General features: G+C 37.1%; 13 protein-coding genes. 9 read left to right on the forward strand and 4 right to left on the reverse strand.

Features of this window, described 5'->3' with window-relative positions:
• Positions 1-1,295, forward strand: a 1,295-nt coding sequence (locus HMPREF1128_RS10370; protein ID WP_007524913.1) for a YadA family autotransporter adhesin, incomplete at its 5' end; no start/stop codon positions are given.
• A 145-nt stretch (positions 1,296-1,440) separates the two neighbouring features.
• On the forward strand, positions 1,441-2,577 hold the full coding sequence (locus HMPREF1128_RS02510; RefSeq protein WP_007524697.1) for a DUF2827 family protein: 1,137 nt from the start codon (positions 1,441-1,443) through the stop codon (positions 2,575-2,577).
• Positions 2,578-2,619: 42 nt separating this feature from the next.
• On the opposite strand, the gene HMPREF1128_RS02515 is transcribed toward HMPREF1128_RS02510, so the two are convergent.
• Together HMPREF1128_RS02515 and HMPREF1128_RS02520 are read right to left on the reverse strand one after the other, a co-directional pair.
• Positions 2,620-4,152 carry a glycosyltransferase gene (locus tag HMPREF1128_RS02515; protein WP_007524916.1) on the reverse strand — a complete coding sequence of 511 codons (1,533 nt, stop codon included), beginning with the start codon at positions 4,150-4,152 and terminating at the stop codon, positions 2,620-2,622.
• A 29-nt stretch (positions 4,153-4,181) separates the two neighbouring features.
• Complete coding sequence (locus tag HMPREF1128_RS02520; protein WP_007525143.1) at positions 4,182-5,033, reverse strand: DUF808 domain-containing protein; 852 nt, start codon at positions 5,031-5,033, stop codon at positions 4,182-4,184.
• Positions 5,034-5,234: 201 nt separating this feature from the next.
• Between HMPREF1128_RS02520 and infC the strand changes: the two genes are divergently transcribed.
• The 7 genes from infC (at position 5,235) to HMPREF1128_RS02555 (ending at position 10,309) form a co-directional block, all read left to right on the forward strand.
• A complete protein-coding gene (gene infC, locus HMPREF1128_RS02525) occupies positions 5,235-5,777 on the forward strand; it encodes a translation initiation factor IF-3 (RefSeq protein ID WP_081466978.1) in 543 nt (180 codons plus the stop codon).
• Positions 5,778-6,180: 403 nt separating this feature from the next.
• Positions 6,181-6,378, forward strand: a complete 198-nt coding sequence (gene rpmI, locus HMPREF1128_RS02530) for a 50S ribosomal protein L35 (RefSeq protein ID WP_005596065.1) — start codon at positions 6,181-6,183, stop codon at positions 6,376-6,378.
• A gap of 63 nt (positions 6,379-6,441) precedes the next feature.
• A complete protein-coding gene (rplT, locus tag HMPREF1128_RS02535; RefSeq protein WP_005596075.1) occupies positions 6,442-6,795 on the forward strand; it encodes a 50S ribosomal protein L20 in 354 nt (117 codons plus the stop codon).
• Positions 6,796-6,913: 118 nt separating this feature from the next.
• The gene (locus HMPREF1128_RS02540; protein ID WP_007524585.1) at positions 6,914-7,207 is read left to right on the forward strand and encodes a YajG family lipoprotein; all 294 of its coding nucleotides are present in this window, start codon (positions 6,914-6,916) and stop codon (positions 7,205-7,207) included.
• Between the two features lie 161 nt (positions 7,208-7,368).
• Entirely contained in the window at positions 7,369-8,034 is a 666-nt protein-coding gene (locus HMPREF1128_RS02545) for a response regulator (RefSeq protein ID WP_007524445.1), read from the forward strand.
• Positions 8,027-9,394: an ATP-binding protein gene (locus HMPREF1128_RS02550; RefSeq protein WP_007525045.1), complete on the forward strand. Its 1,368-nt coding sequence runs from the start codon at positions 8,027-8,029 to the stop codon at positions 9,392-9,394. The genes HMPREF1128_RS02545 and HMPREF1128_RS02550 overlap by 8 nt, the downstream gene beginning before the upstream one ends.
• 30 nt (positions 9,395-9,424) lie before the next feature.
• Positions 9,425-10,309: an NAD(+) kinase gene (locus tag HMPREF1128_RS02555; RefSeq protein WP_007524885.1), complete on the forward strand. Its 885-nt coding sequence runs from the start codon at positions 9,425-9,427 to the stop codon at positions 10,307-10,309.
• A gap of 66 nt (positions 10,310-10,375) precedes the next feature.
• Here the strand turns inward: HMPREF1128_RS02555 and ttcA are convergent, their stop codons facing one another.
• On the reverse strand, positions 10,376-11,311 hold the full coding sequence (gene ttcA / locus HMPREF1128_RS02560; RefSeq protein WP_007524998.1) for a tRNA 2-thiocytidine(32) synthetase TtcA: 936 nt from the start codon (positions 11,309-11,311) through the stop codon (positions 10,376-10,378).
• 68 nt (positions 11,312-11,379) lie between these two features.
• Positions 11,380-11,814: a terminus macrodomain insulation protein YfbV gene (gene yfbV, locus HMPREF1128_RS02565; RefSeq protein WP_007525357.1), complete on the reverse strand. Its 435-nt coding sequence runs from the start codon at positions 11,812-11,814 to the stop codon at positions 11,380-11,382.
• Positions 11,815-11,914: the final 100 nt, after the last annotated feature.

Consider the following 11,914-nt stretch of genomic DNA (forward strand, 5'->3'; position numbering starts at 1 on the left):
CGACAGCAGCAGGTTCATCTGCAACAGCAGCTGAAAGCTCAGCAACAGCAGCAGGTTCATCTGCAACCGCAGCAGGCTCATCTGCAACAGCAGCAGGTTCATCAGCAACAGCAGCAGAATCTTCAGCGACAGCAGCAGGCTCATCTGCAACTGCGGCAGAATCTTCAGCGACAGCGGCAGGCTCATCTGCAACAGCAGCAGGTTCATCTGCAACAGCAGCAGGTTCATCTGCGACAGCAGCAGAATCTTCAGCGACAGCAGCAGGCTCATCTGCAACAGCAGCAGGTTCATCAGCAACAGCAGCAGGTTCATCAGCAACCGCGGCAGGCTCATCTGCAACCGCAGCAGGCTCATCTGCAACAGCAGCAGGTTCATCTGCAACAGCAGCAGAATCTTCAGCGACAGCAGCAGGCTCATCTGCAACAGCAGCTGGTTCGTCTGCAACAGCAGCGGAATCTTCAGCGACAGCGGCAGGTTCATCAGCGACAGCGGCAGGCTCATCTGCAACAGCAGCAGGTTCATCTGCAACAGCAGCAGGTTCATCTGCAACAGCAGCAGAATCTTCAGCAACAGCAGCAGGTTCATCAGCAACTGCAGCAGGTTCTTCAGCAACAGCAGCAGCATCTTCTGCAACAGCAGCAGAAACTTCAGTGAAACGTATTGAAGATTCTGGTTTGATCAGTAAAGACGGTAAAACAGCATCTGCAGCTGATAACACCAGCAAACGCGATAGTGCGAAAGCGAAAGGTAAAGATGCAACAGCTGTGGGCTATGGTTCAAATGCAAGTGGTGAAAACGGCACTGCGTTAGGCAATAACTCACAAGCGTCAGGTAAAAACTCAACAGCTGTGGGTCAAGGTGCTAAAGCTACTGCAAATAACTCTGTAGCACTTGGTCAAGGCTCTGTAGCAAATGAAGCGAATACTGTTTCAGTAGGTAGCCAAGGCAATGAGCGTCGTGTAACGAATGTTGCGGATCCAATCCGTAGCACTGATGCAGCGAATAAACAATATGTTGATCGTTCAGTTGGTGCAGTTCGTAGCGAATTGAAGAAAACTGATAAGAAACTTCGTGGTGGTATCGCAGGAGCAACAGCTGCAGCGAATATTCCACAAGTGACTAAACCAGGTGGCTCAGTGCTTGGTCTTGGTGTAGGTAACTACAAAGGTCAAAGTGCGGTAGCTGTAGGTTACTCTCGTGCGAGCGATAACAACCGTGTTATCTTCAAAGTGAGTGGTGCGGCAACTACACAAGGTGACTACAATGTTGGCGCAGGTGTTGGTTACCAATGGTAATTAAGCGCTAATTAGTGAATAAATCACTCGGGGTAACCCGAGTGATTTTATTATTTGATGGTTTTTATTTGTAAAATTTGACTAGAATAAGACCGCTTGTGAAAGCTATCAGATAATAAAATTAGAAAGAAACAGGATTAAAAATATGCGTAAATATAAAATTGGGATTACATTTAATTTAGAATCTGATGTGACCGATATTTGGGCGAATGGCGCTAATCAAAATGTCATTCATCTTTTTCATTTATTTCAACATTCATCTATTGTAGAAGATGTGGTTTTAGTATCTTGGGGGCCAGAGAAACGAACCACACCTCCAGAAGGATTTATGTTGGATGGATTGAATCTTAAATATGCTTATATTGAAGATGTTATTGATCAATTAGATGTGTTAATTGAAGGTTCATTGATTATTGAGCCTCATCAAGTGGCTCGTATGCATGAACATGGTGGAAAAGTGGTTTGTTATAAAATGGGTAATGATTTTATTATGGACATGGAATATTTTCTTTTTGATAAGAAAGCCGGCAGAGTCTTTAATGGAACCTTATTTGATGCAGTCTGGATGATTCCACAACATGAAAATACTTGTAAATCTTATTTTTCAATAATGTATCGCTGTTCAGCTTATGTTGTACCGGCAATTTGGTCTCCAATTTTTTGTGATAAAGTAATTAAACAGATTAAAGATGAGCACAATTTAACTTTTGGCTATCAACCTGATCCAGATAAAAAAGCAAAACGAATTGCATCTTTTGAAGCGAATATTAATGTAGTAAAAACTTGTTTTACCCCGATATTGATTGCGGAGCAAGCTTATCGTGAACAGCCAGATAAAATAAAAAATGTTTATATGTGTAATACTTATGATAAAAAAGATAATCCAACTTTTTTTAATTTTATAGGTAGAACAGAGTTAGTTAAAAATGGTGTGATGACAGTAGAAAAGCGTTATCAAATGCCAGATTTTTTGACGCGTTATGTGGATATAGTGTTAAGTCATCAGTGGGAAAATGGTTTGAATTATGCCTATAATGATGCTTTGTATGGTGGCTATCCATTTATTCATAATTCAAAACTAATCCCTAAAGGTGTAGGTTATTATTACGATCAGTTTGATGCATTTGAAGGCGCGAAAGTATTACTTGATGTGATTGATAACCATGATAAACATCATGATGAATATGTAAAAAGAGCAAATGAATACTTGGATTCTCAGTTACCGACAAATCCAATAAATATCTATTTATATGAGAAAGAAATCAAGCGGTTATTTTCTTAGTGAGATTAACAAAAATCCCTCAGCCCGAGGGATTTTTTTGATTTATTTATCTATGTTTGTGAGTAACTCTTTCAACTTGTTAAATTCATCTTGATATGTTTTTTGATGTTCTTCAGCCAGTAATGTGAAAGAATCATAGATAAACTGTTTTTGTTTAATTAAGTATTCACAAAGTCCTTTAGCTAAAGGCGAATTCTTCATATTTTCAATTTTATTTAGTTTTTCTAGTACAATATCTATTAAATCTTTAGTGTTTTTAGGCTTCACAAATTCAGTAATTGATCCTAATCGTTTAGTTCTATAGGTATAAAAATAGCTATCATAAATTGCATAGCTTAAGATATACGGAGCAAGATTAAAGCTCCAATCTAAATCTTCATGATTTTTTCCTTTTGGAAAAAAAAGTTGATTATCGATGATGATTTTTCTTTTAATTACCTTATTACATGCTGAAGGTCTATATATATTTCGATTAGTTAATAGATAAAAGTCAGTAATATAATTCCCGCTTAACCCATCTTTAGAAATAGGATAATGTTCTTTTTTATTATCTTTATAACTAAATGTAAGGTCATAGGTGATAAGATCTGGATTTTCTTTCGAAATATTAGCAAGGTCAGAAAGAATATTTGTGCCTTCCCAATAATCGTCACTATCTAAAAACATTAAATACTCTCCTCGAGCTATTTGAATGCCTGCATTTCTTGCATCAGATAATCCACCGTTAATTTTATGGATAACAACAATATTAGAATATTGTTTAGCATATTTGATGCAAATATCAATAGAATTATCTGGAGAACCATCATCAACGAGAATGAGTTCATAATTGGAGTAATCTTGTGCTAATACAGATTCAATACATTGGGTTAGGTAACGCTCAACATCATAGATAGGCACGATAATACTAAATAGGGGATTTTCTATTTTGGGTTGTAATGTTTTTTGAGGCAGTTTACCTAATAAATAACAAGCTTGGGCTATGTTTTTAGGATCGTAAAATGCGGTGAATTGATCAGCAAGCCAATAGGGCTTAGTTTCATTTAAAAGGGTAGTTAACTTTTTAGCCACATCTTTACGAATGAGATATAGTGAACAACCATAGTTATATTGATTAGTATCGCCATAAATTATGGCATAGGGTTCATCACCAGTTTGAAATAAGCGCTCTCCAGAACGATGAGCACCGTCGTGCTGTAATTTTATAATTCCATAATCAGGATATTTATTAGCATAGTTGATAGCAAGTTGAGTAAAATTCTCAACGAGTTGTATTTCACTTTCAGCAATTAAGGCAAAATCATTCTCTTGTAACTGTTCATTTTCAGCAATAGCTTTCCAGCATTGAATATGAGAAAGCGTACGAGCAATTTCTTTGTCATTAACCAATCTATTACGCTCTTCATTATTTTTATTTATATTAAATAATGCTGATGAATTACCTAATAATTTAACTTGTTCTTTACTTATGGCAGTTATCGGGATAACAACAGAATTATCTGCGCATTTTAAAAAATGGTTAAGCGTCTCAGCCTTTTCAGCGTCATAAATAATGTAACTGGTTAATTTTTCCATAATAGTCTTCTTCTGTATTAAAGTTAAAATTATTTTTTTAATAATCTGAGAATAGGTAAGCTAATTAAACAAAGCAACAAGCCAACTAATGCACCTACAATAAAATCACTCAGTGAGAATAATAAGGGGGATAGATTTAATTGCTCAATAAAATGATGAACAAATGGAAGATTATGTGAGAAAATGCCTCCTCCAACCATAAACATGGCGATAGTGCCTAAAATAGAGAGACTTCTCATCAACCATGGCATGAGAAAAATAATGCTATTTCCAACCATTTTAGCTAACGCATTTTTCTTCTCTAGCATCCATAAACCAATATCATCTAGTTTTACGATGAGCCCAACTAATCCGTAAACAAAAATAGTAATGCCGAAGCCGATTGCGGAAAGGGTAAGGATTTTTGTTAATGTAGAGGAATCTTGTACTGTACCCAATACGATAATGATGATTTCTGCTGAAAGAATAAAATCAGTACGAATTGCACCTTTAATTTTACTAGCCTCAGATACTGCTTCATGATGTTCAGAGGATTTTCGATGAAACAGTGAATGGAGTACTTTTTCTGCACCTTCAAAACAGAGATAAGCGCCACCTAATAGTAATAACACTGTAATGGCTTGAGGTAGGTAAATAGAAAGTAGTAAGGCGAGTGGAATTAAAATGATTTTATTGATAAGGGAGCCTTTAGCAACAGCCCAAACAATCGGTAATTCTCGTTCTGGTCGAATATCTTTACCACTAACTTGATTGGCATTCAGTGCCAAATCGTCTCCGATAACACCGGCAGTTTTCTTTGCTGCAACCTTAGACATAATGGAAACATCGTCTAATACTGCAGTAATGTCATCTAATAATGTAAGTAATGAGCTAAATGCCATTGAGATTCCTAAATAAAGGTAAAAATTAAACTTTGCTATTTTACGCTATTTCACCGTATTACGAAAGAATGCGCTCTGTTATTGCATAATAAAATAAAATCCTTTAAAATCCACAACGTTTATGTCGAATTTACGACGGAATATTCAATTTTGTTGCATAAAACAAAATTGCAAATGCAAACTAACTAGAGGACTAGAATTATTAAACCTGTCAAACGTGTACAATCGAATCGTGCACATCGTCTTAACGATGAAATTCGTGGTGTGAAAGAAGTTCGTTTAACTGATGAAAATGGCGAACAAGTTGGTATCGTTTCCATTCAAGATGCGTTAGCAAGAGCAGAGGAAGCGGAATTAGATTTAGTGGAAATTAGCCCTAATGCTGAACCACCAGTTTGTCGTATTATGAACTACGGTAAGTTCATTTACGAAAAAGAAAAAGCGGCTAAAGAGCAAAAGAAAAAGCAAAAAGTAGTCCAAGTGAAGGAAATTAAATTCCGTCCAGGTACTGATGAAGGTGACTACCAAGTTAAATTACGTAGCATTCTTCGTTTCTTAGAAGATGGCGATAAAGTAAAAATTACCGTTCGCTTCCGTGGTCGTGAGATGGCGCACCAAGACATTGGTTTGGATGTGTTAGAGCGTGTAAAACAGGATACTGCAGAAATTGCAGTGGTTGAAGCTGCACCAGGTAAACTGGAAGGTCGCCAAGCAATTATGGTGATTGCACCGAAGAAGAAATAATAAACAATAAAAAAGCAACCTTGAGGTTGCTTTTTTACTTTGTGTGCAATGCCTTTATTTTAGCTTTTTTAATGCCTCACAGCCTTCTTTGCTTTCCCATTCACAAGATTTTTTATAATTCTTTTCGTCTTCATCAACATCAATTTGGTTTTCATACACAATATTCTCTATAAAAGTGAAGAAACATCAAAATTATATTGAAAAAAATAAAAAAAAAAGTATAATGCCCAAGTTTTTCTGTGTAAATAAGAAAAACTAAAGCAAACAGGCAAACTCAGCAGCCTGAGTTGCTTTTTAGATGGCGATGTAAATCGCAAAGTAGTGTAATTAGTGCTAGCAAGTAATTCGCAAGAGTTCGCCTGATTATTCATTTAAACCAAAAACAATGCGGAGTTTTTTAACAATGCCTAAAATTAAAACAGTACGTGGTGCTGCTAAGCGTTTCAAAAAAACAGCTTCTGGCGGTTTCAAACGTAAACAATCTCACTTACGTCATATTTTGACTAAGAAAACCACTAAACGTAAACGTCACTTACGCCACAAATCAATGGTAGCGAAAGCAGACCAAGTATTAGTAGTAGCGTGTTTACCATACGCATAAGCGTTTGCGTGAAGACGTACTTTAGTGAATTTTAGTTTTTAATATACATTAGGAGATTTAATAATGGCTCGTGTAAAACGTGGTGTTATTGCAAGAGCACGCCATAAGAAAGTTCTTAAGGCTGCTAAAGGTTATTATGGTGCGCGTTCACGTGTTTATCGCGTTGCGTTCCAAGCAGTAATTAAAGCTGGTCAATATGCATACCGTGACCGTCGTCAACGTAAACGTCAATTCCGTCAATTATGGATTGCTCGTATCAACGCCGCGGCTCGTCAAAACGGTTTATCTTACAGCAAATTCATCAATGGTTTGAAAAAAGCATCTGTTGAAATCGACCGTAAGATCTTAGCTGACATCGCTGTATTCGATAAAGTAGCATTTGCTGCATTAGTTGAAAAAGCAAAATCTGCACTTTAATTTTAAAGTTAGATAAAAATTAGGACGCCATTGGCGTCCTTTTTTATTATAATTTAGGATAAAATCGCATAACAAGCGGTCTAAAAAATAGATTTTTTGCAATTTATAAGGAATCATGATGAAAAAATTAATGTTATGCAGTTCAATAGCTTTGCTTGCAGCTTGTTCTACACCGCCACAGCAAAGTTCTGTGCCAATGGATATGCAAGCCGTAGCAGCTTATCAGCATCGTGTTGCAACAGGCAAAACGATTGATAAAAATAATCCTGCGAATAATGAAGCTTTAAATCAAAGTGATCGTCGTTCTAAAGAAGTAAGAATACAGTCAGTACCAGCTATTTATCCATCAGTGGGATATGGTTATGGCTGGGGACGTCATCATATTGGTTTGGGTTCTGGATATTGGTATTAAAATAAAAAAATCATTTAGCTTAAGATTTCTTTAAGCATTTCTTGATTTAATAGTTTTAGTACAAAGATTGATGTGGTTGAAAATCACAATAAATGAGCCACAAGCGGTCGTTTTTGTAAATAATTTTGCAAAATCGACCGCTTGTTCTATGAGGAAATTCGATGCGAGTATTATTGATTGAAGATGATAGGCTAATTGGAGAAGGCCTAAAATTAGGGCTAACTAAACAGCAATTTGTTGTGGATTGGTTTGAAGATGGTAAACAAGGATTTGAAGCGCTATTTATGACAGATTATGATGCCGTAGTTTTAGATCTGACATTACCAAAAATGGATGGTATGGATATTTTAAAAAAATGGCGAAAAGAAAACCAAGATACACCTGTTTTGATTCTGACTGCTCGCGATACTTTAGATGAACGAATTTCTGGTTTTCAAGCGGGGGCAGATGATTATTTATGTAAACCCTTTGCGCTAATGGAAGTTGTTGTCAGATTGCAAGCTTTGGCTCGCCGCCGTTATCAGCAAAGCAGCACGAATTTAACAATTGGCTCATTAGTAATTGATCAAAATGCACATACTGTCATGCTCAATAATCAGCCAATTTCATTAACAGCTAAAGAATTTAAATTGTTAGAGCTCTTTGCAAATAATCAAACAAGAGTGCTATCTAGAACAATGATTGAAGAAAAATTATATAGTTGGGATAGTGAGCTAAGCAGTAATGCGCTTGAGGTTTATATTCATAATTTACGTAAGAAATTAGGCAAAAGCTGGATTAAAACGGTGCATGGAATTGGTTATAAATTAGGGAATAGCGATGAATAAAATCTGGGCAAATAAAAGTTTGCGGTTACGGCTAATGCTTGCGTTATCCAGTATTACGCTGTTGATTTGGCTGATTGCGACGGCCATTGAATGTGTCAGTTTTAAAAAAGAGATGAATCGCCAATTTGATACCCAGTTGGTTTTTTTTGCTGAACGGCTCGCTTCCTCTAATTTAATGCAAGGTTTCCATGAAGTTCAAGAGCCTGAAAAACGTTATGAAAAGCATGTTGATGATGATGCATTGGCTTTTGCAGTTTTTACCGAACGTGGTGATCTGATTATGAACGATGGGCGTAACGGGCAATTTATTGCTTTTACTCCTAAAAAAGGGTTTCATACTAGTCAAATTTTAGAGGCCGATGATGATGAAAGCGAAGCGTGGCGAATATTCTGGTTAAAATCTAACGATGTATATATTGCTGTAGCGCAGGAGTTAGATTATCGCGATGATATTATCATGGAAATGATGCTTTCTAAGTTATGGGGAGGTGTAATTGCGTTACCTTTATTGTTGATTGCTATTGGTAGCATACTTTCTAAAGAACTTTCACCGTTAAGACGATTAGAACAACAAGTTTTACAACGTAAACCAGATGATACGAATCCAATAATGGTTCCATCTTTACCAAAAGAAATCCAGCCATTGGTCGCAAGCTTAAATCATTATTTTGAACGTAGCCATACGATGCTCAATCGTGAACGCCGCTTTACTTCTGATGCAGCGCATGAGTTACGCAGCCCACTTGCAGGTTTACGAATTCAAACTGAAATTGCACAAATGACACAAGATGATCCTAAGGCACATAAGCGTGCATTAAACAATTTATTGGGGGGTATCGATCAAATCACACAACTTATGGATCAGTTGTTAACGTTGTCTCGATTAGAAAGTTTAACGGAGCTTGATTCGTTAGAAGAGATTAACTGGCAAACATGGATTGAGCAAGGTGTGAGTCAGTGCTATCATCAAGCAGAATTAAAAGGTTCAGATATTCAATTTAATTGCATTGGAATTCCTAAAGGGCAACAAGGGAAAGGGACTTTATTAGCGATGGTATTGCGTAATCTGCTTGAGAATGCAATAAACTACACGCCAGAGAAAAGTCTAATTCAATTAACATTAAGCCCCAAAAGCTTCATTATTGAAGATAATGGACAGGGGGTGAGTGATGAACATCTAGCTAAACTCGGTCAACCTTTTTATCGCCCTGCAGATCGCCCTGTAGAGTCTGAACAAGATAAAAAAGGCAGTGGTTTAGGTATCTCGATTATTCAGCGTATTTTAACCTTACATGGTTTACGTTTTGCTTTGTCTCGTAGTTCTTTGGGCGGGTTAAAAGCTGAAATTTTCTTTGATTAGCTTAAGGCTATCAATATAAGTAGAGCAACAATGAATAAAAATAGACATTTTCAGACAATTGGAATTGTTGGAAAACCGCGCTATGAAAGCGCATTAGAAACGCATTTAGCGGTATATAATTGGCTTAAAGATCGTCATTATACGATTCTTGTAGAAGCTAAAATTGCCCAATCACTCAATCTACCTAATTCAACAGAATTAGCGGAGATTGGGCAAAAAGCTGATCTCATTATTGTGATTGGTGGTGATGGAAATATGCTAGGAATGGCGCGTTATTTCGCACCACATCAAGTGCCATTGATTGGCATTAACCGTGGTAACTTAGGTTTCCTAACTGATATTGCACCACAATTTGCTTTTGAGCAGCTTTATAGCTGTTTAGAAAAAGGTGAATATGAACTAGAAGAGCGTTTTTTACTTGAAGCAATTGTTGAGCGTAATGGTAAAAAAATTGCTAGCAGTAAAGCGCTCAATGAAGTGGTCATTCACCCAAGCCAAGTGACCAGAACCATTGAATTTGAAGTGTATATTGATGGTAAATTTGCCTTTACTCAACTTTCTGATGGATTAATTATTGCAACCCCAACTGGTTCTACGGCATATTCGCTTTCTGCAGGTGGGCCAATCCTGACTCCTAATATGAATGCGATTGCATTGGTACCGATGTATCCGCATACGCTTTCTTCTCGTCCGTTGGTTATTGATGGAGAAAGCCATATCTCAATGCGTTTTGCACAACATAAACAGCTAGCATTAGAGGTAAGTTGTGATGGACAAGTTGATCTGCCGTTTACTCCAGACGATCGCATAGTTGTTCGAAAAAGTAGTGCGAAATTAAAGTTGTTACATTTAAAAGATTATAATTATTTTACAGTACTTGCTTCAAAGCTGGGGTGGGGAAGTAAGTTGTTTTAGTTAACAGCATTGTTCGTTAAACGAAGAAGGGTTGAATTCAATAATTGAATTCAACCCTTTCTTACATTATGCGACAGACTTAAATTGAATTAAGCCATTATCTGCATAGTCGTTGTCATCATCTGCTTCAAGTGCAGCTGGAACGGCTGGTAGTTCTTCTTCGTCAAATGCAGTGTCTCCTTCAACCCCCGCAATGATTTGACCATGTTTAATGCCTTTGAAATCGAATAACTTCGGATCACAAAGATGAGAAGGTACGATATCTTGCATAGCACTGAACATCGTTTCTAAACGCCCTGGATATTGACGATCCCAAGTGTTTAACATTTCTTTCACCACTTGGCGTTGTAAGTTCGGTTGTGAACCACATAAGTTACACGGAATAATTGGGAATTGTTTTGCAATGGCGTATTTCTCAATATCTTTTTCTTTGCAATAAGCTAATGGACGAATCACAATTTGTTTGCCATCATCTGAAATCAATTTTGGTGGCATAGATTTTAATTTACCACCGTAGAACATATTCAAAAAGAGTGTGGCTAACATGTCATCACGGTGATGTCCAAGTGCAATTTTAGTTGCTCCTAATTCCGTTGCGGTACGATATAAAATACCGCGACGCAGACGAGAGCAGAGTGAGCAAGTTGTTTTGCCTTCAGGAATTTTTTCTTTCACGATGCCATAAGTATTTTCTTCAACAATTTTGTATTCCACCCCAACACTTTGTAAGTATTCTGGTAATACATGTTCAGGAAACCCAGGTTGCTTTTGGTCAAGATTAACGGCCACAATATCAAAATTGATTGGTGCATTGAGTTTTAGATTTAGCAAAATATCTAACAAAGTGTAGCTATCTTTTCCGCCAGAAAGGCAAACCATGACTTTATCGCCTTCTTCAATCATATTGAAATCAGCAATGGCATTTCCTACGTTGCGGCGTAAACGTTTGTGTAATTTATTTAGGTTGTAGTTTTGTTTTTTATCTTTATCAGTTTCAGTCATAACAATTCAATCTAAAGTGAAAATAAAAGGCACAAGCAATGCTTGCGCCGGTGTTAAAATTGGTCGAATTATAACTCATCGAAGTATTTATTGCCCCACGTTTTTTCAGCTAAAGCAAGCAAATTTGCAAAATCTTGGTAAGAAGGCACCGCTTGTACATCGATTTTGACTTGCTCACTCAGTAGTTTTTGGCGCAAGGTTTCATACCAATCTAAAAAATGCAGTGGTAGCGGAGAGTTAGCACGCCGACCTAGCCAAAATAGCCCTTGAAACGGAATACTAAGTGCAAAAAGGGCAGTAATGATGGCGTTAATGAGCACGGATTGGCTTGCATCGTTAAAAAAGTATTGCCATAAAATCGCAAAGCAGGCGAATGCGGGCATAAAACGGTTAGCAAATTTAACCAAACGAATCAGACGATAATCAGGCATAAAAAGCGAGAGTTTTTTCTGATTCGGATAAGTTTGCAAATAGCGCAGACCAGCCTTGAGCATTTCGTTCATGATAGTTCTCAATCAGGGAAATTCAGCTGTTAGAGTAAGGCAAATTTTAATGCACTTCAAGCCATCTGTTGCTATACTTTGCTAACTTTTATTTTGGAAA

This window comes from Haemophilus sputorum HK 2154 (assembly GCF_000287615.1).
Classification (GTDB): Bacteria; Pseudomonadota; Gammaproteobacteria; order Enterobacterales; family Pasteurellaceae; genus Haemophilus_A; species Haemophilus_A sputorum.

Bases quoted from the DNA above. Each gene is read 5' to 3' on its own strand.
- rpmI (WP_005596065.1), top strand. From the start codon at position 6,181: ATGCCTAAAATTAAAACAGTACGTGGTGCTGCTAAGCGTTTCAAAAAA.
- HMPREF1128_RS02545 (WP_007524445.1), top strand. From the start codon at position 7,369: ATGCGAGTATTATTGATTGAAGATGATAGGCTAATTGGAGAAGGCCTA.
- HMPREF1128_RS02520 (WP_007525143.1), bottom strand. From the start codon at position 5,033: ATGGCATTTAGCTCATTACTTACATTATTAGATGACATTACTGCAGTA.
- HMPREF1128_RS02555 (WP_007524885.1), top strand. From the start codon at position 9,425: ATGAATAAAAATAGACATTTTCAGACAATTGGAATTGTTGGAAAACCG.
- HMPREF1128_RS02550 (WP_007525045.1), top strand. From the start codon at position 8,027: ATGAATAAAATCTGGGCAAATAAAAGTTTGCGGTTACGGCTAATGCTT.
- HMPREF1128_RS02540 (WP_007524585.1), top strand. From the start codon at position 6,914: ATGAAAAAATTAATGTTATGCAGTTCAATAGCTTTGCTTGCAGCTTGT.
- HMPREF1128_RS02515 (WP_007524916.1), bottom strand. From the start codon at position 4,152: ATGGAAAAATTAACCAGTTACATTATTTATGACGCTGAAAAGGCTGAG.
- ttcA (WP_007524998.1), bottom strand. From the start codon at position 11,311: ATGACTGAAACTGATAAAGATAAAAAACAAAACTACAACCTAAATAAA.
- HMPREF1128_RS02510 (WP_007524697.1), top strand. From the start codon at position 1,441: ATGCGTAAATATAAAATTGGGATTACATTTAATTTAGAATCTGATGTG.
- yfbV (WP_007525357.1), bottom strand. From the start codon at position 11,814: ATGAACGAAATGCTCAAGGCTGGTCTGCGCTATTTGCAAACTTATCCG.
- rplT (WP_005596075.1), top strand. From the start codon at position 6,442: ATGGCTCGTGTAAAACGTGGTGTTATTGCAAGAGCACGCCATAAGAAA.